Annotated in this window: 24 protein-coding genes; 8 read left to right on the top strand and 16 right to left on the bottom strand. The window is 72.0% G+C overall.

Going from position 1 to position 20,134, the window contains the following annotated elements:
* Positions 1 to 104: 104 nt before the first annotated feature.
* Positions 105 to 995 (top strand): NAD(P)-dependent oxidoreductase, encoded by an 891-nt coding sequence (locus RKD23_RS20460; protein WP_424854967.1) that lies wholly within the window; start codon positions 105 to 107, stop codon positions 993 to 995.
* Between the two features lie 210 nt (positions 996 to 1,205).
* On the top strand, positions 1,206 to 2,048 hold the full coding sequence (locus RKD23_RS20455) for a nitroreductase/quinone reductase family protein (RefSeq protein WP_424854966.1): 843 nt from the start codon (positions 1,206 to 1,208) through the stop codon (positions 2,046 to 2,048).
* Here RKD23_RS20455 and RKD23_RS20450 read toward each other — a convergent pair.
* Complete coding sequence (locus tag RKD23_RS20450) at positions 1,997 to 4,090, bottom strand: HelD family protein (protein WP_424854965.1); 2,094 nt, start codon at positions 4,088 to 4,090, stop codon at positions 1,997 to 1,999. The genes RKD23_RS20455 and RKD23_RS20450 overlap by 52 nt on opposite strands.
* 41 nt (positions 4,091 to 4,131) lie before the next feature.
* Entirely contained in the window at positions 4,132 to 4,764 is a 633-nt protein-coding gene (locus tag RKD23_RS20445; protein ID WP_424854964.1) for a TetR family transcriptional regulator, read from the bottom strand.
* 93 nt (positions 4,765 to 4,857) lie between these two features.
* Here RKD23_RS20445 and RKD23_RS20440 point away from each other — a divergent pair, with 93 nt between their 5' ends.
* Complete coding sequence (locus tag RKD23_RS20440) at positions 4,858 to 5,820, top strand: zinc-binding dehydrogenase (RefSeq protein ID WP_424854963.1); 963 nt, start codon at positions 4,858 to 4,860, stop codon at positions 5,818 to 5,820.
* Between the two features lie 126 nt (positions 5,821 to 5,946).
* Here the strand turns inward: RKD23_RS20440 and RKD23_RS20435 are convergent, their stop codons facing one another.
* From RKD23_RS20435 to RKD23_RS20425, 3 genes are all read right to left on the bottom strand, one after another.
* The gene (locus tag RKD23_RS20435) at positions 5,947 to 8,097 is read right to left on the bottom strand and encodes a phosphotransferase family protein (RefSeq protein WP_424854962.1); all 2,151 of its coding nucleotides are present in this window, start codon (positions 8,095 to 8,097) and stop codon (positions 5,947 to 5,949) included.
* Between the two features lie 215 nt (positions 8,098 to 8,312).
* Positions 8,313 to 8,987, bottom strand: a complete 675-nt coding sequence (locus RKD23_RS20430; protein ID WP_424858291.1) for an HAD family hydrolase — start codon at positions 8,985 to 8,987, stop codon at positions 8,313 to 8,315.
* Between the two features lie 83 nt (positions 8,988 to 9,070).
* On the bottom strand, positions 9,071 to 9,949 hold the full coding sequence (locus RKD23_RS20425; protein WP_424854961.1) for a GntR family transcriptional regulator: 879 nt from the start codon (positions 9,947 to 9,949) through the stop codon (positions 9,071 to 9,073).
* Between the two features lie 165 nt (positions 9,950 to 10,114).
* Between RKD23_RS20425 and RKD23_RS20420 the strand changes: the two genes are divergently transcribed.
* Positions 10,115 to 10,303: a hypothetical protein gene (locus tag RKD23_RS20420; RefSeq protein ID WP_424854960.1), complete on the top strand. Its 189-nt coding sequence runs from the start codon at positions 10,115 to 10,117 to the stop codon at positions 10,301 to 10,303.
* Between the two features lie 290 nt (positions 10,304 to 10,593).
* Here the strand turns inward: RKD23_RS20420 and RKD23_RS20415 are convergent, their stop codons facing one another.
* The gene (locus RKD23_RS20415) at positions 10,594 to 11,847 is read right to left on the bottom strand and encodes a GNAT family N-acetyltransferase (RefSeq protein WP_424854959.1); all 1,254 of its coding nucleotides are present in this window, start codon (positions 11,845 to 11,847) and stop codon (positions 10,594 to 10,596) included.
* 66 nt (positions 11,848 to 11,913) lie between these two features.
* Entirely contained in the window at positions 11,914 to 12,522 is a 609-nt protein-coding gene (locus RKD23_RS20410; RefSeq protein ID WP_424854958.1) for an aerial mycelium formation protein, read from the bottom strand.
* 160 nt (positions 12,523 to 12,682) lie between these two features.
* On the opposite strand from RKD23_RS20410, the gene dtd reads away from it, so the two are divergent.
* Positions 12,683 to 13,108, top strand: a complete 426-nt coding sequence (dtd, locus tag RKD23_RS20405; RefSeq protein WP_404041666.1) for a D-aminoacyl-tRNA deacylase — start codon at positions 12,683 to 12,685, stop codon at positions 13,106 to 13,108.
* A 219-nt stretch (positions 13,109 to 13,327) separates the two neighbouring features.
* Here the strand turns inward: dtd and RKD23_RS20400 are convergent, their stop codons facing one another.
* From RKD23_RS20400 to RKD23_RS20380, 5 genes are all read right to left on the bottom strand, one after another.
* A complete protein-coding gene (locus RKD23_RS20400; protein WP_424854957.1) occupies positions 13,328 to 14,293 on the bottom strand; it encodes a YgfZ/GcvT domain-containing protein in 966 nt (321 codons plus the stop codon).
* A 10-nt stretch (positions 14,294 to 14,303) separates the two neighbouring features.
* The gene (locus tag RKD23_RS20395; protein WP_424854956.1) at positions 14,304 to 14,741 is read right to left on the bottom strand and encodes a Fur family transcriptional regulator; all 438 of its coding nucleotides are present in this window, start codon (positions 14,739 to 14,741) and stop codon (positions 14,304 to 14,306) included.
* 54 nt (positions 14,742 to 14,795) lie between these two features.
* Positions 14,796 to 15,371: an FABP family protein gene (locus tag RKD23_RS20390; RefSeq protein WP_424854955.1), complete on the bottom strand. Its 576-nt coding sequence runs from the start codon at positions 15,369 to 15,371 to the stop codon at positions 14,796 to 14,798.
* A 398-nt stretch (positions 15,372 to 15,769) separates the two neighbouring features.
* A complete protein-coding gene (locus RKD23_RS20385) occupies positions 15,770 to 15,976 on the bottom strand; it encodes a DUF397 domain-containing protein (protein WP_424854954.1) in 207 nt (68 codons plus the stop codon).
* Positions 15,958 to 16,800 carry a helix-turn-helix domain-containing protein gene (locus tag RKD23_RS20380; protein WP_424854953.1) on the bottom strand — a complete coding sequence of 281 codons (843 nt, stop codon included), beginning with the start codon at positions 16,798 to 16,800 and terminating at the stop codon, positions 15,958 to 15,960. The genes RKD23_RS20385 and RKD23_RS20380 overlap by 19 nt, the downstream gene beginning before the upstream one ends.
* Positions 16,801 to 16,976: 176 nt before the next feature.
* Here RKD23_RS20380 and RKD23_RS20375 point away from each other — a divergent pair, with 176 nt between their 5' ends.
* From RKD23_RS20375 to RKD23_RS20365, 3 genes are read left to right on the top strand one after another with little or no spacing between them, the layout of a single operon-like run.
* Positions 16,977 to 17,321 (top strand): hypothetical protein, encoded by a 345-nt coding sequence (locus RKD23_RS20375; protein WP_424854952.1) that lies wholly within the window; start codon positions 16,977 to 16,979, stop codon positions 17,319 to 17,321.
* Complete coding sequence (locus RKD23_RS20370; protein WP_424854951.1) at positions 17,318 to 17,503, top strand: hypothetical protein; 186 nt, start codon at positions 17,318 to 17,320, stop codon at positions 17,501 to 17,503. Before RKD23_RS20375 ends, RKD23_RS20370 begins: the two co-directional genes overlap by 4 nt.
* Positions 17,504 to 17,519: 16 nt before the next feature.
* Complete coding sequence (locus RKD23_RS20365; RefSeq protein ID WP_424854950.1) at positions 17,520 to 17,882, top strand: DsrE family protein; 363 nt, start codon at positions 17,520 to 17,522, stop codon at positions 17,880 to 17,882.
* On the opposite strand, the gene RKD23_RS20360 is transcribed toward RKD23_RS20365, so the two are convergent.
* The 4 genes from RKD23_RS20360 to RKD23_RS20345 form a co-directional block, all read right to left on the bottom strand.
* Complete coding sequence (locus RKD23_RS20360; RefSeq protein WP_424854949.1) at positions 17,876 to 18,262, bottom strand: VOC family protein; 387 nt, start codon at positions 18,260 to 18,262, stop codon at positions 17,876 to 17,878. The genes RKD23_RS20365 and RKD23_RS20360 overlap by 7 nt on opposite strands.
* Positions 18,263 to 18,271: 9 nt before the next feature.
* Positions 18,272 to 18,532, bottom strand: a complete 261-nt coding sequence (locus RKD23_RS20355; protein ID WP_424854948.1) for a DUF3099 domain-containing protein — start codon at positions 18,530 to 18,532, stop codon at positions 18,272 to 18,274.
* A 78-nt stretch (positions 18,533 to 18,610) separates the two neighbouring features.
* Positions 18,611 to 18,898, bottom strand: coding sequence for a DUF1416 domain-containing protein (locus RKD23_RS20350; RefSeq protein ID WP_110628959.1), 288 nt, complete (start codon positions 18,896 to 18,898; stop codon positions 18,611 to 18,613).
* Between the two features lie 35 nt (positions 18,899 to 18,933).
* Positions 18,934 to 19,779, bottom strand: a complete 846-nt coding sequence (locus tag RKD23_RS20345; protein WP_424854947.1) for a sulfurtransferase — start codon at positions 19,777 to 19,779, stop codon at positions 18,934 to 18,936.
* Positions 19,780 to 20,134 lie beyond the last annotated feature (355 nt).

The following is a 20,134-nucleotide window of genomic DNA, read 5'->3' as shown; positions in this document are numbered from 1 at the left end:
GCCCCGTTTCTCGTGAGTTGTTCGTCTGTTCGATCAATTGTGCCGTTTTTCAAAGGCTTTCAAAGGCTTTCAAGGTTTCCAAAGGAATGAAGAGGAGTCGAAGCATGTCCTTCTACGAGGATCAGCCCGCCGTCACCGTCATCGGCCTGGGCCCGATGGGGCGGGCGCTGGCCGGGGCCTTCCTGGACGCCGGCGTGCGCACCACCGTATGGAACCGTACGCCGGGGCGGGACGGGGAGCTTGTCGCCCGCGGTGCGAAGAGCGCGGGGTCGGCCCGCGAGGCGGTCGAGGCGAGCCCGCTGACCGTGGTCTGCGTGGTGAACTACGACGCCGCCGACGCGGTGCTGCGGCAGGACGAGGTCGCGGCCGCGCTGAAGGGACGCACGGTCGTCAACCTCAGCGCCGACACCGCGGCGCGCGCCCGTGACCTGGGCGCATGGGCCGCCGACCACGGGGTCGGCTATCTCGACGGGGCGATCATGACCCCGGCGACCAGCATCGGCACGGCGGAGGCGGTGTTCCTGCACAGCGGGCCGGCCGCGCTGTACGAGCAGGCGCGCGGCGTGCTGGGCGCGCTCGGCGGCACGCACACGCACGTCGGCGAGGAGATCGGGCGGGCGGCGGCGTACGACCTCGCGCTGCTGGACGTCTTCTGGACCGCGATGTCGGGGTACGCGCACGCCCTCGCCATGGCGCAGGCGGACGGTGTCTCCCCGCGGGAGCTGGCGCCGTTCGCGCAGGGCATCGCGGCGATCCTGCCGCCGCTGTTCGAGGAGTTCGCGGCGGACGTCGAGGAGGGGACGTACTCGGGGCACATCAACCCGATCACCTCGGCCGTGTCGACCATGGCGCACATCGTGCACGCCTCCGAGGCGCACGGCATCGACGCGAGTGTGATGCGGGCGACCGAGGGCCTGGCCCGGCGGGTGATCGGGCTCGGTCACGGCGGGGACGGCTTCATACGGGTGGTCGATCTGCTGGGGCGGCGCGGCTGAAGGCCCAAATCCCTTGAAGGCCCAAATCCCTTGGCGCTCAGTCGCGTTCACCGCTAGCGTGGTGATCATGACTGCCGGGTCGGCCGTGTGCCGCGAGCGAGTTGGGTGTTGCCCGGCCTCTGAGTGAGGCCGGTGCGGACCAGGGGTCCGCCGTCTCTGTCTCTCCTCCCCGTCCCAGGAAGAGAAGCGAGCGACAGAGAAAGAAGAAGCATGCCCAACGATTTCAATCAGCGTGTCATCGAGGAGTTCCGCGCCCACCACGGCCGCGTCGGCGGCCCCTTCGAGGGTGGCCGGCTCCTGCTGCTGACCACCACGGGCGCCCGCAGCGGGCGGCCGCACACCACACCGGTCGGCTATCTGCCCGACGGGGGCGAGAGCGTCCTGGTCATCGCCTCCGCCGGGGGTGCCCCCCAGCACCCCGACTGGTACCACAACCTCCTCGCGCACCCCGAAGTGACCGTGGAGACAGGCCTGTTCACCTACCCGGCGCAGGCCGTGCCGCTGGCCGGCGAGGAGCGCGACCAGGCCTTCGCGCGGGCCGTCGAGTCGGACCCGGGCTGGGCCGAGTACCAGGCGAAGACCGAGCGGGTGATCCCGGTGATCGCCCTGCACCCGATCGCCGTGGACGGGCCGCCGAAGAGCAGCGCCCGCTCCCTGAGCGAGGCCGTCACGATCGCCCATGACGGCTTCCGGCGCGAACTCGCCCTGATCCGAAAGGAGATGAGCCGGTCGGGTCCGGTGCTGGGGGTCCAGCTGCGGGCCAACTGCCTCACCTTCTGCCACGGTCTGCACAACCACCACACCGGCGAGGATCTGATGCTCTTCCCGGGCGTCGCGGCCCGCCATCCGCAGGCCGCGCCGCTCCTGGCGCGGCTCGGCGAGGAGCATGAGCTGATCGCCGAACTGGTGGCGGAGCTGCGCGAGGTGGTCGGCGGCGGCGACACGCCCACCGCACGCGGCCACGTCGTGCGGCTGACGGCCACCCTGGAGGCCCATCTGGACTACGAGGAGGAGCACTTGCTGCCGCTGCTGGCCGCACTGGAGGCAGCCTGAGACCCGCCCTGGAAGGGCAGCGGCCTGGCGTGTACGACGTCCAGCCGCGACACCGCCCGCGTGAGGACCACGTACAGCCGGTGCAGGCCCCTGTCCTCCGACTCGGCGATCGTGGCGGGCTCGACGGCGACGACATGGTCGTACTCCAGGCCCTTGGCCAGGCTCGCGGGGACCAGGGTCAGCCGGGCCGCGAGCCGTTCGGGGCCCTCGGGCGCGAGGCCGGCCCCGGTCAGGGCCGTCCGCAGCCGGGGCACGTCCGCGTCCGCCGCCACGACGCCGACCGAGCCGTCGTACGCGAGGGCCTCGCGCACGGTCTCCACCACCCGCGCGGGCAGGTCGGGTCCTGCCGGGCGCAGCCGGAGGCGGCCGTCGGGGCGGAAGGAGCGGGCCGGGGGGACGTCCACGTCGAGGCGGGCCAGCAGGCCGTTGGCGAGGTCCACGATCTGCGCGGGCACCCGGAAACCGGTGGTCAGCGCGACGACCGAGGCGTCCGGCTTGCCCAGGTGGGCCAGTTGCTCGGGCCAGGAGCGGGCGGCCCACGGGGTGGTGCCCTGGGCCAGGTCGCCGAGGACGGTCAGCGAGCCGAAGCGGGCCCGGCGGGCGATCGCCCGGCACTCCATCGGGGACAGGTCCTGCGCCTCGTCGACCACGAGATGGCCGTAGCCCTCGGGGTGTTCGAGGAGCCCGGACAGCTCGTCGAGGAGGACCAGGTCGGCCGGTGACCAGCGGGCCGACTTCCAGGAGCGGGGCGGCTTCGGCCACAGCAGGGCCTTCTGTTCGTCCGCGTCCAGGAGGCCCTCGGCCGCCCGGGCGAGGCTGTCCGCGTCGGTGAGCAGCGCGGCGAGGATCTCCTCCGGGCGGACCCGGGGCCACACCTGGTCGAGGTGCGGCCGCACGGCCCGTTCCGCCGCGCGGACCCAGCGGGCCGGGCGGGGGCCGAAGCGCTGTTCGGAACGGGTCTGGATGACGCGCACCAGCCGGGCCGTGACCCGCTCGCGCCCGGTGTCGTACGGCGGCTCCTCGGCTCGCACGTCCGCGACGATCGCGCGCAGTTCCTCCGCGTCGATCCGCCAGCGGTGGTTGCCGTCGGGCACGACGAAGGAACCGGCGGCGTCGGGGTCCACGCGCGCGTACAGGGCCCGGCGCAGCACCTCGGCCGTCCGCGGGTCGTGCTTCAGGGCGCCGGCGCGCGGCTCGTCGGCGCCGGTGGCCGGGTGGCGGGCGATCTCCTCCAGCAGGGTCGACTGGCGCACGCCGCTCTCGCCGAGGGACGGCAGCACCTCGGCGATGTAGGACAGGAAGGTGCGGTTCGGGCCGAGGATCAGCAGGCCGCCGCGGCGGATGCGCTGCGGGTGCGTGTAGAGGAGGTACGCCGCGCGGTGCAGGCCCACCGCGGTCTTGCCGGTGCCCGGGGCGCCCTGCACGCACACGGAGGCCGTGAGGGGAGCCCGTACGAGGTCGTCCTGCTCGGGCTGGATGGTGGCGGCGATGTCGCGCATCGGGCCGACGCGGGGGCGTTCGACCTCGCGGGCGACGATGTCGCTGGTGCGGTCCTCGCCCGCGGTCAGGTGCTCGTCCTCCAGGCCGGTGAGGTCGGCGCTGTCGCCGCGGCTGCCGGGAGCCCAGCCGAACCGGCGGCGGACGGCGACGCCCTGCGGGTCGCGGGCGCTCGCCTGGTAGAAGGCGCGGGAGACGGGGGCGCGCCAGTCGACGACCAGCGGCGGGGCGGCCGGGTCCTCGCTGATGCGCAGCCGCCCCAGGTGGTAGCGCTGCCCGGCGTGGTCACCGGCGGCCTCGCCGGGTTCGAAGTCCAGCCGGCCGAAGAACAGCGGCCCCTCGGGCAGTTCGCGCAGCGCCTTGGCCCGGCTGCGCAGCCGGTGGCCGAGGACTTCGGCGTCGGCGCCGGACGCGGAGACGTCCTCGCCGACGACGACCTGTTCGTCGGCGCCCTCGACCATGGCGGCGAGGGCGGCGCGGCAGGCGTCGTGGTGGGCGCGTGCGGTGAGCAGGGCATGGTCGAGGGCGGGGTCGGCTGAGGTCATGCCGTCCAGCATACCCACATTCTGTAACTCGGTTAAGTTTTTTACCGAGTCTCGCTCGAAGGCCCCGCGGAGTCTCGCACCAGGCCCCGCTCCAGCCGCCCGAACGCCCGCTCCGCCTCCCCCACCGCCCGCTCCAGCAACCCGGCCGCGGACGCCCCTTCCGCGATCCGCCGCCAGTTCTCCATCGCCAGCACGCGCTGTACGGCGGTGATCTGGCCGGCCGCCAGACGGGCGTCGAGGTCGTCGCCGAGGGCCCGCGCCAGCGCGGCCTCGGAGCGCTGCATATGGCCGTACGCGCGGGCGACCAGGGACGGGGTGCCGTAGAGGAGTCGGTGGAAGGCGAGGACCTGGGGGTGGTCGTTCAGGCCGGTCACCGGGTCGAAGCGGGTCAGGCCGTCGAGGAAGTGGGTGCGCAGCGCGGCCACCGGGGCGTCGGGGTGCGCGGCGGCGATCCGGGCCGACTCGCCCTCGTGGTCGGCGATCCGGTGCAGGACGAGGTCCTCCTTGGCGGGGAAGTACCGGAACAGCGTCGGCTTGGAGATCTGCGCGGCGGCCGCCACCTCGGCCACCGACACCGCGTCGAACCCCTTCTCCAGGAAGAGCCCGACCGCGATGTCCGACACCTCTTGGTACATCCGCTGCCTCTTGCGCTCGCGCAGCCCGATCTCAGCCATGCCCCGAGCCTACGCACCCGCGCTTGACCTCAAGCGCGGTCGAGGTCGAAGACTGCGGGCACGGCACAAGAGATCACCTTCTGGGGGAGAGCCATGCGCGCAGTGCACGTGACGGAGTTCGGCGGGCCCGAGGTCCTGGTCCCGGTCCGGCTGCCCGACCCGGTCCCGGGGCCGGGCGAGGTGCTGATCGAGGTGGCGCACGCCGACACCATCTTCCTGGAGACGCAGCTGCGGTCCGGCTGGGGCCAGGAGTACTTCCCGGTGCGCCCGCCGTACGTCCCCGGGGGCGGGGTCACGGGTGTGGTGCGGGCGCTGGGGGCGGGGGTCGAGGAGACGTGGCTGGGCCGCCGGGTGGGGGCCTTCGTCACCGGCAGCTACGCCGAGCGGGCGGTGGCGGCGGTGGAGGCGCTGACCGTCGTGCCGGACGGCCTGGACCTGCTGACGGCCGCCGCGCTGGTCCATGACGGGGTCACGGCGTCCGGGGTGGTCGAGCGGACCGGCGTGGGCACCGGTGACCGGGTCCTGGTCCTCGGCGCCTCCGGCGGCATGGGCACCCTGCTGGTGCAGCTGGCCCACGCCCGCGGCGCCCGTGTGGTGGCACCGGCCCGCGGCGCGGCCAAGCTCGCCCTGGTGCGGGAGCTGGGCGCCGACGAGACCGTCGACCTCACCGCCGACGACTGGCCGGAGCGGGCCCGGACCGCGCTCGGCGGCGCGGCGGACGTGGTCCTGGACGGCGTGGGCGGCCCCCTGGGCGCGGCAGCCTTCGCCCTCACCGCTGACGGTGGCCGCTTCTCCGCCCACGGCGCCCCCACCGGCGGCTTCGCCCCCGTCGACGCCGACGAGGCGAAACGCCGTGACATCGCCCTCTACGGCATCCAGGACTACCGCTTCGGCCCCGCCGACCTGCGCCGCCTCACCGCCACCGCCTTCACCGAGGCCGCCGCGGGCCGGCTGCGGCCGGTGATCGGCGAGGTGTTTCCGCTGGACCGCGCGGCAGCGGCCCACGCGGCGATCGAGGGGCGGGCGCTGGTGGGGAAGGTGGTGCTGAAGGTGTGAGCCAGGGCCGTCCGGCGGGCCCTGTCAGACCTACGGCCGTCCGGCAAGCCCCGCGCAGACCCACGACCGTCCGGCAAGCCCCCCGCAAGCCCACGACCGTCCGGCAAGCCCCGCGCAGAGGCCCGCTCAGGCCAGCGCCCGCACAAGACAGGGCCCCGCGGTCCGGGGCCGGCGCAGGCCGAGGGAGGCGAGGGCGACCTCCAGGGTCATGGCGTAGGAGCCGACGGCCCGGCGGACGTTGGGCGCGTCCAGGCTCGCGCCGCTGACCATGCGGTCCAGGTCGACGTACGCCGACCGTACGATCTCCAGCCAGCGGTAGACCCGCCAGTCCTCGGCCCAGCCCCGGCTGCACTCCTTCGGCATCCGCTCCGCCCAGCGGCGGATCATCCGCTCGCGGATCTCGGGCCCGGTCGGGGTCAGGTGCATGTGCCGGACGAGGTCGTACAGCGGGTCGCCGACCAGGGCCAGCTCCCAGTCGATGAGGGTGAGGGCCCGCCGGTCGGGGCGGCGCACCAGGTTCCACGGGTTGAGGTCGCCGTGCAGCAGCACGGGCCGACGCGGCGTCACCCGGTGGCGGGCCAGGATCTGCCGCAGCCGGGGCGCGTCGGGCAGACCGAGGGAGCGGGCCGGCTGCTGGGTCCTGTCCGGCAGGCCCGCCACGAGTACGGCGAGCTGGTCGCACAGCCACGGGTGGAAGCCGCCCTCGCCCGCGGTGGGGTCGATCTGCCGGCAGTCGACCCGGGTCAGCTCGCACAGCTGGTCGACGAGGCCGTCCGCCTCGTGCGGCAGCAGCCCGTACACCGGGTGGGCGGGCGGCCGGTCCAGGTCGTCGTGGGGGCCGACGTAGGTGTGGACGGCGAACGGCTCGCCCTGTCCGCACCGGCCCAGGGCGAGCACCCTGGGCGCCGCCACGTCGGCGCCGGAGCGTTCGAGGGCCCGCAGGACGGCGTGCTCGCTGAGGTAACCGGCCTCGCGGCGCTCCACGTCGCTCACCTTGCGCCGTACGACGACGGGGAAGCCGACGCCGGGCACCCGGACGACCGTGTTGAGGTGCGCGGTGCCCTTGAAGACGCGTTCGGCGGGGGCCGCGCCCTCGGCGAGCAGCGCGCGGGTCACCGCGTCGGCGGGGAAGCGGGGATGTTCGTCCACGCGCCCGTCGGGCTCCCAGGCGACGGCCAGGAGCGGCCGCCCCGCGGCGTCGGCCCGCGCCGCGTGCCGGCGGTGCAGGATGCGGGCGATCTCGTCGCGGCCGGGGCGCCGGGCGAGGCCGAGCGGCCCCGCGGCCTCCTCCAGGGCCCGGTCGACGGCCTCCGCCGCGACCTCCAGGCCCGCCTCGCCGGTGGACCGCTCCAGGGACCGGGCGGCCCGCATCACCTCGGCGTAGGCGGACTGCGCGCGCTCGAAGTCGACGTAGTGGCCGAGGTCCTTGGTGAGGCCGTTCAGCGCGGCCGGGCGGACCCGGCCCATGGCGTGCGCCCACGCGTCGATCACCTCGTCCCACTGGGCGGCCGGGTACCTCATCCGCCACAGATGGGCCGCCAGGTCGTGGAGGGGGTCGCCGAAGCCGGCCAGCTCCCAGTCGATGGGGACGAGCGGGGCCCCGTCCTCGTGCGGGACGATCACATTGCCGCGGTGCAGGTCGCCGTGGAGCAGCCCGTAGGGCCGCCGGGCCAGGGCGGGGAGGCGCTCGGCGAACCGCGGCAGGGCGTCCTCGGGGACGCCGAGCGCCTTGAACAGGCCGCCGTACACGGGCCAGTTGGGGCGCCGTACGCGCAGCTCCGCCTGGTGCGCCAGGGTGCGGAGATACGCGCGGCTGTCGGTGTGGTTGCCCGGCCGGCCGGCGGGCAGCGGCGGTACGACCGCCCGGCGCACCCGGGACGTGTCGGCGAGCATCCGCGTCAGCTCCCCCACCAGCAGGGTGTCGACGAGCTTGCCGTCCGGGCAGAGCGCGGCCAGGGTGACGCCGTCGACGTACTCGAGGACCGCGACGCCGTCGCCCTCGGCGAGGCAGCCCGGCACCTGCGGCAGGACGGTCCGGGCCGCCGCGTGGATCCCGGCCTCCCTCGCCCAGGTCCTGACCACCACGGGCAGCGCGTCCGCGCGGCGCACCCGCACGGTCACCGGCGTCCCCGGGCTGCGGCGCACCCAGCGCGCCAGGTCCTCGGGCAGCTTCAGCAGGAGACTGCGGTGGTGCCGGCCGCCGCGCTCCTCGCCCTCGGTGCCGGCGCGCTCCACGAACGCGCGGAGAACGCCTGCGGGCACAGGAGGTACGTCCACGAGCCGCTCCGAGGGCTGTCACGAGAAGTACGGCAAAGGTAAGGCTGGACGGTCACAGCCCACGACCGGGGCCGGTAACGAGTGGGCGCAATGGGTGGTCCGCCACTCTTCGGCATGAGGTCGTTCGAAGCTGCTCGATACGCCCCGGCCTCATGCGGACGGGGAGACGGCTCGCGCGGTGCGGGCATGCTAACCCGCCGGTCGCCCGGGTGAGGTCATGACGCTCCTGCCGCTCGGTCGCGTCCGCGGACGGCGTCGAGGACGGGTTTCAGGGTGCTCACGATCGTCGTGGCGCCGGCCTCGCGCAGCAGCTTCTCCTTGCGGACGTTGCGCGCGTAGCCGAGGAAGGGGACGCCCGCCGTCCTGGCGGCCTGGAGGTCCGTGGCGGTGTCGCCGATCATCAGGGCGTCCTCCGGGGCCGCGCCGGTGGCGTTCAGGGCCCGGTGCAGACAGTGCGGGTGGGGCTTGAGCAGGGAGAGATCCGCGGTACGGCCGTAGATGTGCGGGAAGCAGGCGGTCAGGCCCCGGCCGTCCAGGTAGGCGCGCACCCCGCGCGCGGAGTTGTTGGTGGTGACGGCCAGCTGGACACCGACCGCCGACCAGGTGCGTATCAGCGGGTCGGCGTAGGCGGTGGGCATCGCCGAGGGCACGGCGCGCAGTTCGTGCCGGGTGAGGAGTTCCTCCAGCTCGTCCAGGAGGTCGCTGCCCGGGTGCCTGCGGTCCACCGCGCGCAGCACGATGTGCGGGTCGGCGGTCTCGCGCTCCCCGTCCTCCAGCAGTCCTCTGAGTCCCTGCTCGGCCAGCCACTCCACCAGTTCGCGCGCTACGCGCCGCGCCGTGTGGCCGGCGAACAGACGGCAGACGGGGCCGTCGAAGTCCCACAGGACCACGCGGGCGCGGCCGATCAGCTCACGCAGCTGCTTCGCGTCGGAAATCGCGTCAGAAGTCGCATCAGAAGTCACGTCGGAAGTCACTAAGAGAGTGTCAGGTCCGTCGTGATGGTTTCCCAGAGGGCGTTGAACCACAGCTGCGACTGCGCCACGAACGCCTCGTCCCGCTGTCCGCTGCGCCGGTCGAAGGAGAACAGCAGCGATTCGGTGCCGAGCACGTCGTACATGTCGAGGGTCTCGCCGTCGGTGGTCTCCTCGCGGCGGGCGACCATGTAGTACGCGAACAGCGCCTCGGTGCCGTTGAGCAGGTACAGCTTGGCCGGCGGGGTGAAGGGCAGCGCGCGGAAGGCGACCTTGACGTCGATGCCGTGGGTGGCGCGCAGGGCCTGGAGGTTGTGGCGCAGGACGTGGCCCTGGGCGTTGCGCTGGGCGAGCCAGCGGTCGTGGACGGGGTCGTCGTCGCCGCCCTGCTCGACCGGCACCGGGAAGGCGAGGTTGATCTTCCGGGACGGCAGCAGGATGCGTACGTCGATGGACTCGGGGCTGATGCTGCCCTCGTGGATGCGGCGCAGCGGCTCGCCGAGGGCCAGCATCAGGGTCTCGGCGGTCAGACAGGCGGCGTCGACGTGGACGTGCCGGGCGGAGAACGCCTCGGTGAGGCGGGGTGCGAGGGCGACCATGGTCGGCTGCGGCTCGGCCTGCGCGGAGGTGGGCTCGGCGATGCGCGGGGGGCTGCCCTTGCTGACGTTGCTGAGCAGGCCGTCCTCCTGGAGAGCGCGCAGCGCCTGGCGGACCGTGCCGCGCTCCACCCCGAACTCCTCGGCCAGTTCGGCCTGGGTGGGCAGCCGGTCGCCGGCCCGCAGGGCGCCGGTCCGGATCCGCTCGCGCAGAGTGTCGGCTATCTCCTGGGGCGTGAGCCTTCTGCTGCCGTTCACTGCCACGTTCTCCTGGGTCACGACCAAACGCTACAACTTCCATCCATCTATGGGGAGTTGCCGGAAAGTTGTTTATGAGTATCGACCAAGTGGGGACAACTTAATCAGAGTTGGTCGCCAACTCGGCCAAGTTGGCGGAAGCTTTACTTCCCGCTTCCTGGCCTCCACCTCCTGCCCGAAGGGGGAACCACCGTGCCCGTCCTCACTCTTCTCACCGCGGTCCTCGTCATCGGCTTCGAGCAGCTCGTCGAGTGGCGGTACGGCCCCACCGGGATCGTCGGCCTGCTCCTGCTCACCATCGGTATCAAGGCGAAGAACCCCACCGTCAGCTCCGTCGGCGCGGTGGTGCTCGCCCTGCTGGTCACCGGCCCGGCCCTGTGAAGGTGGTTAGGCATCGCCCCAAGTGGGCATGAGATAAGAGAAGTTGGTCGCCAACTCCGGTGACCTGGTCATACTTCACGGGGGGTTGGCCCCGGCCGGACTCCCTTCCGGAGGGGAGCCGGGAGCCCGGCGGACGCACAGCCACAACTGAACAGCCCGCTACGGATGCGGCAAAGACACAACTGAATCGCACAGCCACAACTGAACCGCGCAGCACAGTCACAACTGAACCGCACAGCCACAACTGAACAAGCACATCCGCACCCCGGCGTCCGCAGGGACAGCACCGGTCAGAACACGTCCGGGCACCAAGGCCGCCGGGACGTGCGCAGCAGGGCGTCGGCCAGCCGGGCGGCGCCCGTCCGCTGTTCCCGCACCCGCCCCAGCGCGGCCAGCCGCACCACCGACTCGTCGCCCAGCCACAGCGCGCCCAGTTCCCCGGCGCCCAGCACCAGATCGGCGTCCCGGGTGGTCGGCGCACAGGACGCCCCCTCGGCGGACGCCTCCAGCAGATAACGCCCCGCGGTGAGCCCGTCGGGGTCGCCGACCTCCAGCACGAGCGCGCCCTCACCGCCGTACGTACGCGCCTCCAGCGCCCGTACGACGTCCAGCACGCGCACCCACAGCCAGTCCGCCTGGGTGGTGATCCGGGCGGCCCGCGGGTCCGGCAGCAGCAGCGGCAGCAGGTCGTCGGGGGCCCGCCAGCCGGACTTCACCTGGGTGATCCAGTCGATCGAGCACAGGTAGTGCCACAGCGCCCGCTCGGCGGCCGGGCCCGTCGCCACCAGCCAGTTCACGCTCGCCGTGTTGTGCGGCTGCTTGGCCTGCCAGTTGTCGTCCGCCCCGTAGGACACCAGGCCCTCGACGTCGCCCTGCGCCGACCGGTACACGGCGAAGAACGGCTCGCTCCAGGGGCTGGGCCCGGTCCGCAGCGCGCCCGTGGCCTTCTGCCACCACCGCTCGCTGCGGTCGACCGCGCCCGGCTGCGCCCGCCGCACCCGCTCGTACAGCTCCGGCCCCAGCTTGCGCACGTCCGCCGGGTCCACGAGGTCGATCCGGCCCCCGTCGCCCGGCCCCGACCAGCGCGGGTCGAGCCCGGAGCGCTGCACGTCGACCGTCCACTCGGCGGTCCAGGTGGCCGGGCCGAAGCCGTAGCGGCCGTAGATCGGGTACTCGGCGGCGATCAGCGTGGCCACCACGTCGCCGCGCTCCTTCGCGGCCGCCAGGTCGGCGGCCATCATGCGGCTGAGCAGGCCGCGCCGCCGGTGGGTGGGCGACACGGTCACATTGGAGATGGCGTCCGCGGCCACGACCGCACCGCCGACGGCCGTGACCTCCTGCGCGAACGACCGGAAGGTGGCCACACAACGGCCGTCCTCGAAGGCGCCCAGCGTACGGGCGAGGTCGATGTACGAGGCCCGGTCGGCGACCTCCTCCTCGGAACTCTCGGGGGCCCGCAGGAAGCCCGTGTTCAGGGCCCGGCTCCAGTCGGCGATCTCGGCTGCGGCGATGGGACGTACGGCGATGTCGGTGTGGCCAGTCATGGGCCCACGGTAGGTGCGGGCCCCGGCGGTGTCGTCTGCATTTCCGTGCGCGGCGGACCGCAGGGCTCACATCAGCAGGTCGTCCACCTGGGCCAGGCCGTCCCGGTACCGGCGGGCGATCTCCGCGCTGCACGCGTCGGTGGTGCCCTGCAGCCCGGCCCGCCGCCGGGACACCTCCTGCTCGTACCGTACGAGCCTGCCCATCGCGGCGTTCAGCTCCAGGTCCGTGCGTGCGGCCAGGTCGGACAGCTCGACCTCGGCGAGCATCTCGGCGGCCAGCAGCCGGTACTCCTCGCCGTGCGGCGTGCCCAGCGTGACGTGCCGGGCCGAGGAGCGGTGCCGGGCCGGGGCGTCGGTCAGGATCTCCGGGAGCCGGTCGACGACGGACGCCTCACCCGGCTGCGGCGGCACGGCCGCCGGGCCCCGCCGGGCCAGCTCCGCGCGCAGGATGTCGATCCGCCCCTGCAGCAGCCGCCGCACATAGCTGAGGTCGGCCTCGTCGCGCTGCGCGTCCCTGCGCAGCGCGCGCAGTTCCGGCAGGCTCAGCAGGCCCAGATCGGGTGCGCCGGGCTCGACGCCCAGCGCGGTGCCGGCGGCCCCTGTCGGACCGTCGGTGCGTTGCACGGGCGTGCGCTGGGTGGTCATGCCCAGCCGCCCGGTACTCGGTGTGCTCATGTGCCTCAACCGTCCCCTCGACCGGCGTGTGGGAAGCATCGTGCCACCCCAACTGGCCGCAATGTGACCGAGTGCCCCCGAACGGCCCCAGATGGGCTCTTAAGGAGCGAATGGAAACCGCCCTACGACGCCCGGCGGGCCCCACGGCATCATGGTGCGCATGCGAGCAGTGGTACAGAGGGTGGACGGCGCGAGTGTCGTCGTGGACGGCGAGACCGTCGGGGAGATCACCGGCGAAGGCCTGTGCGTCCTGGTGGGGGTGACCCACGAGGACACCAAGGAGAAGGCGGCCCAACTGGCCCGCAAACTCTGGTCGATCCGCATGCTGGACGACGAGAAGTCGTGCAGCGACATCGACGCCCCGCTCCTCGTCATCAGCCAGTTCACCCTCTACGGCGACGCCCGCAAGGGCCGCCGCCCCACCTGGAACGCGGCCGCCCCCGGCGACGTCGCCGAACCCCTGGTCGACGAGGTCGTCGCCCAACTACGCGCCCTGGGCGCGACGGTGGCGACGGGCCGCTTCGGCGCGAAGATGCGCGTCTCCCTGACGAACGACGGCCCGTTCACCGTGCTGCTGGAGATCTAGGGCCTGTCTTCCGGATCATGCCGGCGTCGCGGGGCCTGGCACGCACATCTGCCGCGTTGTCGTCGGTTGCCGACTCCCCCACTCTCGGCTTCGCTCGAGCGGGGGGACCCCCATCGCGTCGACGCCCTCCTCCGCCTTGCAGCTGCACGCACCAGACCCCGCTCGACCCGGCCAGGAGGCGGAAGCGCCTCGCAGCCGGCCTGATCCGGAAGACAGGCCCTAGGGCTCTACGACGACTTCCTGGGCGGCGGCCGTGTCGCCGGCCATCAGGCGGGCGTCCACGGGGACGTTGCGCTTGACCAGGGCCAGGGCGACCGGGCCGAGTTCGTGGTGGCGTACGGAGGAGGTCACGAAGCCGATCTTGCGGCCGTCGGGCTCCTCCTCGGCGAGGCGGAGCTCGGTGCCGGGGACGGGGAGGTGCACCTCGCTGCCGTCGAGGTGGAGGAAGACCAGGCGGCGCGGGGGCTTGCCCAGGTTCTGGACGCGGGCGACCGTCTCCTGGCCGCGGTAGCAGCCCTTCTGGAGGTGGACGGCCGTGCCGATCCAGCCCAGCTCGTGCGGGATCGTGCGGTGGTCGGTCTCGAAGCCGAGGCGCGGACGGTGGTGCTCGACCCGCAGGGCCTCGTAGGCGAGGATTCCGGCGGCGGGGCCGGCCTGCTCGGCGTACGACTCCAGGTCCGCGCGCGGGAGGAACAGATCACGGCCGTACGCGGTCTCGCGGACGACGGCGCCCTCCGGCACCGGGGCGATGGAGCCGGCGGGCAGGTGCACGACCGCGAAGTCCGCGGTCCGGTCGGCGACCTCCACGCGGTAGAAGAACTTCATCGACTCCAGGTAGGCGATCAGCGCCTCCTGGGTGCCGGGCTCGACATGCGCCCAGACGGTCGTGCCGTCGTCGACGAGATACAGCGCGTGCTCGATGTGGCCGTTCGCCGAGAGGATCAGCGCCTCCGTCGCCTCACCGGCCGGGAGCTCGCTGACGTGCTGGGTGAGCAGCAGATGCAGCCAGCTCAGCCGGTCGTCGCCGGAGACGGTGACCACGCCGCGGTGGGAGAGGTCCACGAAACCGGCGCCGTCGGCGAGGGCGCGCTGCTCGCGGAACAGGTCGCCGTAGTGGGCGGCGACGCCTTCGTCCACGCCCTCGGCGGGAACGGCGCCGGGCAGGGACAGCAGGGGGCTCTTCATACCGCCAAGCCTACGACTCGGTAGTTGAAGTCTTCCCGGAGCAGTCCTTGCACCGGCCGAAGATCGCGAAGTGCTTCAGATCGGTGTCGAACCCGAACTCCTCGCGCAGCTTCGCGGTGAAGTCGGCGGCCACCGACACATCGGCCTCGATGACGTTGGTGCAGTCCCGGCACACCAGGTGGAGGTGATGGTGCCGGTCGGCGAGGTGGTAGGTCGGCGCCCCGTGCCCCAGGTGCGCGTGGCTGACCAGCTCCAGCTCCTCCAGCAGCTCCAGCGTCCGGTAGACCGTGGAAATGTTGACCCCCGACGCCGTCTTCCTCACTTCCGCGAGGATGTCGTCGGGGGTCGCGTGCTCCAGGGTGTCCACGGCTTCGAGCACAAGCTGCCGCTGCGGGGTCAGCCGGTAGCCGCGCTGCCGCAGATCACTCTTCCAGTCGGTGCTCACCACACCGACGAGTCTAGAACCACTCGGGCCGAGACCCGCTGGAAGTCCGGCGGAGGCCTACTTGAAGAAGGCGATCCCGTCGTCCGGCAGGTCCTGCGGCAGGGCCTTCGCCCAGCGCTCGACCTCCTCGGGCGTGACGACCTTCTTCAGCTGGGCCGACATGTAGGGGCGCAGCTCGACCTCGGGGGTCTGCTTCTCGCCGACCCACATCAGGTCGCTCTTGACGTAGCCGTACAGCCGCTTGCCACCGCTGTACGGCCGGGAGGCCGCGGTGCGCGCGACCGCGTCCGTGACCAGGTCGATCTGCGGCTTCTTGTCAGCCATCTCGCCGTACCAGATCTCGATGACACCGTCGTCGCGGGTCATCGTGACCTCGACCTGACGCTTGTCGTCGATACGCCAGAAGCCGGACTCCGACTCCAGGGGACGGACCTTGTTGCCGTCCTGGTCCAGCACCCAGGTGTGCGAGTGGTACTCCAGGAAGTCACGCCCGTCGTGCGTGAAGGAGACCTCCTGGCCGAAGTTGCACTTCTCGGAGCCGGGGAAGTCGTGCACGCCCGCACCGGCCCACCTGCCGAGCAGGAACGCCAGCGGGACGAGGCTCTTGTGGAGGTCGGACGGGATCTCGATCATCAGCGGAAGTTCCTAGACGTGGTTCAGCGCTGGCCCTGGTACAGCTTCTTCACGGTCAGACCGGCGAAGGCGAGGACGCCGACAGCGACGGCGACCAGCAGCAGCTCGAAGAAGAGGATCACGGGGCGCTCCTTGGTGAGCGGAGGGTACGAATGCACACGGCCGGACCCCAGCTTACGCGGCCGGGGCCGGGCCTTCTTTGTGAGGTACGCCCTCCAGGTCTCAGGCGAGCGCCTGCGCGACCCGAGGTCCCGCCTGACCGCTCGTCGCGATCCCACGGGGCCCGGCCTCGGGCGCCGTGACTTGCGCGATGGCCGACGATCTGTACAGCCACCTCGCGCCCCGCCTGCGCATCACACAGGCCGACGTGCTGTCCGGCACGACGGACACGCTGCTGGTCAGCGCCCGTCTGCCGTCTTGACACCGTCCACGAACGCCGACCAGGTGCCTGCGGCGAAGAGCAGCGGGCTGCGGGTGGTGTCCTTGCTGTCACGGACGGGGACGAGGGTGGGGAGGTCGGCGGAGACTTCGACGCACTCGCCGCCGTCGGGGTTGCTGTAGCTGCTCTTGCGCCACGTCACGCCGCTCAGGTCGATGGCTCGCACGGCACTTCCTCCAACATCCGCAGGATGAACTTGCGCGACTCGGCCGGGTTCAGGGCCAGGTCCCGCATCGCATCGTATGCATGGTGGAGTTGCTCAACAGAGGCGTTTTCCTCGACCAGTTCACCCCGGATCGCGTTCTCCGCGTAAGCAACCGTCCGACCGCCCAGCAGCCGCAGGAACATCACGCTCGTGCTCACCAGGCCGTGGAGTCCGGCCTGCTGCGGCAGCACCTGGATCGTCACGTTCGGTCGCTGCGACATCTCCAGTAGGTGTTCCAGCTGCCCTCGCCACGCGCTGTCGTCCTGAAGCGGTGTGCGAAGCACGGCCTCCGCGATGACCGCTCGGAACAGGGGCGCATCCTCTTCCACCAGCAGCTCGCGCCGCCCGATGCGGGCCTCGACCTGCTGGTCCAGCTCATCGCCCTTGTATCCGCCCAGCGCGAGCAACTCACGGGCGTAGCCCTCCGTCTGAAGCAGCCCCGGCAGGATGCTGACGCCGAAATGCCACAGGCTGTGCGCCTCCGTCTCCAGCACCATGTACCGCCGGTACTGCTCCTTGAACTGCGTCGGATCTCCCACGGCCAGTTCCCACAGCGCCAGCAGCAGCCCCGGCGTCCCGTAGTGCTGATCCAGCGCCTCCACGATCTCCGGGCTGCCCAGACTGCGCCCGCTCTCCATCTTCCCGAGCATTGACGCGTCCCAGCCCAGCCGGTCCGCGAGGTCCCGCAGACTCTCCCCCTTCGCGGCCCTGAGCAGCCGCAACTCCTCCGCGAACCGCGCCCTCGGTTCGTGGCTCCGCCCCGTGACAGCCCTCCACTGCGGCACCGCACCCTCCCGCCCTCGGCTGTGGAATTTGTGGAATTTGGATCGCCGTCTGTGGAATTTGCGCCCGTTGGCGATGCATCCGCCCTCCACCCTGGGCCATCCTCGTAACGCCCCAGGAATGCACAGAGTAGTTCAACAGGTGCGTTCCGTAAGGAAGTTCGCAAAACGGAGGCCCGATGGAACCCGGAACCCTTCTCTACGACCCCGCCACCGACAAGGTCGGCGAGTACCAGGACCGCTCAGGGCCCTACGCCCTGCTGCGCCCCGTCGGTGGAGGCCGCGAATGGCAGGCCGACCCCGACGGCCTGCGGCCCGCCACCGACCAGGAGCGGATCGGCGCGGGCGTGCGGGCCGCGAACGGGCGGAGCCGGGAGCTTCTGCCGCCCCGGCCCGTGCCCGGCTGCTCGATCTGTGCGGAGTTGGCCGGGCTGCGGGAGGCCGCGAAGACGGCGTACGACCGCAGCGCCGAGACGGACGCGAACGTGCTGCTGCGTCAGCACCAGCGGCAGGTGCACGCATGAGCCGGCGCCGGTACATCCAGGAGGCGACCCCGCGGTACGCCGTCCCGCCCCCGCTGCTCCCGCCGCCGGTGGAGCCGTCGCCAGCGCCGCGTCGCAACAAGGACGTCTTCTGGAGCGTGCTGCTCACCGCGGTCAGCGTGGGGAGCATGCTCGTGGCGGCCGGACTGCACCTTCTGCTGTAGCGACTACGCTGCCCGCATGGCGAAGAAGCTGGTGATCAAGGTGACGGCCGGGGCCGACGCCCCCGAGCGCTGCTCGCAGGCGTTCACCGTGGCGGCGGTGGCCGTGGCGAGCGGTGTGGACGTGTCGCTGTGGCTGACCGGGGAGTCGTCGTGGTTCGCGCTGCCGGGGCGGGCGGCGGAGTTCGAGCTGCCGCATGCCGCGCCGCTGCCGGATCTGATCGAGTCGCTGCTCGCGGGCGGGCGGATCACGCTGTGCACGCAGTGCGCGGCGCGGCGGGAGATCACGGAGAAGGACGTCATCGAGGGCGTGCGCATCGCGGGCGCACAGGTGTTCGTGCAGGAGTCACTGGCGGACGACACCCAGGCGCTCGTCTACTGAGACGCCTCGGTCCACATGCAGAACGGGTGCCCCGACGGGTCAAGGAGCACCCGTACGTCGTCCTGGGGCTGGTACTCCGCGAGGGTGGCGCCCTCCGCCACCGCCCGCGCGGTCTCGGCCGCCAGGTCGTCGACCTCGATGTCGAGGTGCAGCATCATCTGCTGCTCGCCGGGCCTGCGGGTGGGCCACACGGGGCGGACGTACTCCGGCTCGGTCTGGAGGGCGAGGGAGAGTCCCTCGGTGCCCGGGGGCGGGCCGATCAGCACCCAGTCGGGTTCCTCGGCGCGGACCTCGTAGCCGAGTAGCCGGAGGTAGAAGCCGGCGAGTTCATGGGCGTCGTGCGCGTCGAGTACGACCGTGGAGAGCCGGGCGTCAGGCATGTACCGGTCCTATCGCGGACGCTTCTTGCCGTCCAGCTCGTCCCACCACTCGTCGGACTTCGGGTCCCCGGACGGGTCGTCCCACCAGCGGTCGTCCGGGCCCCGCCGGTTCGCGACCATCGCGGCGACCGGCGGGATGACCATGGCGACGACGCACATCGCGACGGCCGCCTCCGTCGAGAACAGCCGCACGACCGCCCACGCCAGGACGAACAGCACCAGGCAGGTGCCCATCATGGCGAAGTACACGTGTCGTCGCCGTGCGTACATACCCCCAGCGTAGAACGCCGTAGGACCGCACCTCAGGCGTCCAACCCGAGAGATGCGGTCCTACGGTGTTCAGTGCCGTCAGACGGCGATCGCGACCTCCGCGAGGCCGCCCTGCTGGGCGACGACCGTGCGGTCGGCGGTGCCGCCGGGGACGAGGGCGCGAACGGTCCAGGTGCCCTCGGCGGCGTAGAAACGGAACTGGCCCGTGGCGGAGGTGGGGACCTCCGCGGTGAACTCGCCGGTCGAGTCGAGCAGGCGCACGTAGCCCTGCACCGGCTCGCCGTCGCGGGTCACCTGGCCCTGGATGGTGGTCTCACCGGGCTTGATCGTCGAGGCGTCGGGGCCGCCGGCCTTCGCTCCGCACATGTTGAACTCCTTGAGGGGTAAAGGTCGGGGAGGTCTTACTTGTTGGCGCCGAGCTCGATCGGCACGCCGACGAGGGAGCCGTACTCGGTCCAGGAGCCGTCGTAGTTCTTGACGTTCTCCACGCCGAGCAGCTCGTGCAGCACGAACCAGGTCAGGGCCGAGCGCTCACCGATGCGGCAGTAGGCGATCGTGTCCTTGGCGAGGTCGACCTGCTCCTCGGTGTAGAGCTCCTTGAGCTCCTCGTCCGACTTGAAGGTGCCGTCGTCGTTGGCGTTCTTCGACCACGGGATGTTGCGGGCGCTGGGGACGTGGCCCGGACGCTGCGACTGCTCCTGCGGCAGGTGCGCCGGGGCGAGCAGCTTGCCGGAGAACTCGTCGGGCGAACGGACGTCGACCAGGTTCTGCGAGCCGATCGCCGCCACCACGTCGTCGCGGAAGGCGCGGATGGCGGTGTTCTGCGGCTTGGCCTTGTAGTCCGTCTTCGCGCGCTCCGGCACGTCGTTGCCGTCGACCAGCTCGCGGGCGTCCAGCTCCCACTTCTTGCGGCCGCCGTCGAGAAGCTTGACGTTCTCGTGGCCGTACAGCTTGAAGTACCAGTAGGCGTACGAGGCGAACCAGTTGTTGTTGCCGCCGTAGAGGACGACCGTGTGGTCGTTGGAGATGCCCTTCTCCGACAGGAGCTTCTCGAAGCCCTCCTGGTCGACGAAGTCACGGCGGACCGGGTCCTGGAGGTCCTGCGTCCAGTCGATCCGGATGGCGTTCTTGATGTGGTTCTTCTCGTAGGCGGAGGTGTCCTCGTCCACCTCGACGATGGCGATCGCCGGGTTGTCGAGGTTCTCCTGCAGCCAGTCGGCGTCGACCAGGACGTCGCTGCGGCTCATGCTCGTTCTCCTCCGGGGCAGTTGCGGCGGGGGTGTGCGTGAAGGGTGGTGCGCGGCCGGGCATGCGGGGTTGCGCACGGGTGCCCAGGGCAGGGCGGCTGGGGAAGGCGGTCGGCTTCGGTGCCGGGGCCGCTCAGAAGGGGCGACAGAGCATGGCGGCGACGCGGCACAGGTCTACTGCCCGCCGCTTCGTGAGATCCGCCTGTCGCTTCATGCGTCGATCGTAGGGACGGACAGCGGGGCGTGTCACCGGTGTGTCGTATCGTGAGACACGATCGTCCGCATGGCGGGACCGGATGCGCCTCCGAGGTGTCGTCGCACGGCTTGCGGCCCCCTGGGGAGGCCGCCGTATCTG

This window comes from Streptomyces sp. SAI-170, from assembly GCF_049739565.1.
Classification (GTDB): domain Bacteria; phylum Actinomycetota; class Actinomycetes; order Streptomycetales; family Streptomycetaceae; genus Streptomyces.
Note: the sequence above shows the minus strand (reverse complement) of the source record. Positions and strands in the feature narration are given on the sequence as shown.

What these genes read in the sequence shown, in the direction of transcription:
- RKD23_RS20460 (WP_424854967.1), top strand. Translation starts at nt 105, where the DNA reads ATGTCCTTCTACGAGGATCAGCCCGCCGTCACCGTCATCGGCCTGGGC.
- RKD23_RS20455 (WP_424854966.1), top strand. Translation starts at nt 1,206, where the DNA reads ATGCCCAACGATTTCAATCAGCGTGTCATCGAGGAGTTCCGCGCCCAC.
- RKD23_RS20450 (WP_424854965.1), bottom strand. Translation starts at nt 4,090, where the DNA reads ATGACCTCAGCCGACCCCGCCCTCGACCATGCCCTGCTCACCGCACGC.
- RKD23_RS20445 (WP_424854964.1), bottom strand. Translation starts at nt 4,764, where the DNA reads ATGGCTGAGATCGGGCTGCGCGAGCGCAAGAGGCAGCGGATGTACCAA.
- RKD23_RS20440 (WP_424854963.1), top strand. Translation starts at nt 4,858, where the DNA reads ATGCGCGCAGTGCACGTGACGGAGTTCGGCGGGCCCGAGGTCCTGGTC.
- RKD23_RS20415 (WP_424854959.1), bottom strand. Translation starts at nt 11,847, where the DNA reads ATGACTGGCCACACCGACATCGCCGTACGTCCCATCGCCGCAGCCGAG.
- RKD23_RS20410 (WP_424854958.1), bottom strand. Translation starts at nt 12,522, where the DNA reads ATGAGCACACCGAGTACCGGGCGGCTGGGCATGACCACCCAGCGCACG.
- dtd (WP_404041666.1), top strand. Translation starts at nt 12,683, where the DNA reads ATGCGAGCAGTGGTACAGAGGGTGGACGGCGCGAGTGTCGTCGTGGAC.
- RKD23_RS20400 (WP_424854957.1), bottom strand. Translation starts at nt 14,293, where the DNA reads ATGAAGAGCCCCCTGCTGTCCCTGCCCGGCGCCGTTCCCGCCGAGGGC.
- RKD23_RS20390 (WP_424854955.1), bottom strand. Translation starts at nt 15,371, where the DNA reads ATGATCGAGATCCCGTCCGACCTCCACAAGAGCCTCGTCCCGCTGGCG.
- RKD23_RS20375 (WP_424854952.1), top strand. Translation starts at nt 16,977, where the DNA reads ATGGAACCCGGAACCCTTCTCTACGACCCCGCCACCGACAAGGTCGGC.
- RKD23_RS20370 (WP_424854951.1), top strand. Translation starts at nt 17,318, where the DNA reads ATGAGCCGGCGCCGGTACATCCAGGAGGCGACCCCGCGGTACGCCGTC.
- RKD23_RS20365 (WP_424854950.1), top strand. Translation starts at nt 17,520, where the DNA reads ATGGCGAAGAAGCTGGTGATCAAGGTGACGGCCGGGGCCGACGCCCCC.
- RKD23_RS20360 (WP_424854949.1), bottom strand. Translation starts at nt 18,262, where the DNA reads ATGCCTGACGCCCGGCTCTCCACGGTCGTACTCGACGCGCACGACGCC.
- RKD23_RS20355 (WP_424854948.1), bottom strand. Translation starts at nt 18,532, where the DNA reads ATGTACGCACGGCGACGACACGTGTACTTCGCCATGATGGGCACCTGC.
- RKD23_RS20350 (WP_110628959.1), bottom strand. Translation starts at nt 18,898, where the DNA reads ATGTGCGGAGCGAAGGCCGGCGGCCCCGACGCCTCGACGATCAAGCCC.
- RKD23_RS20345 (WP_424854947.1), bottom strand. Translation starts at nt 19,779, where the DNA reads ATGAGCCGCAGCGACGTCCTGGTCGACGCCGACTGGCTGCAGGAGAAC.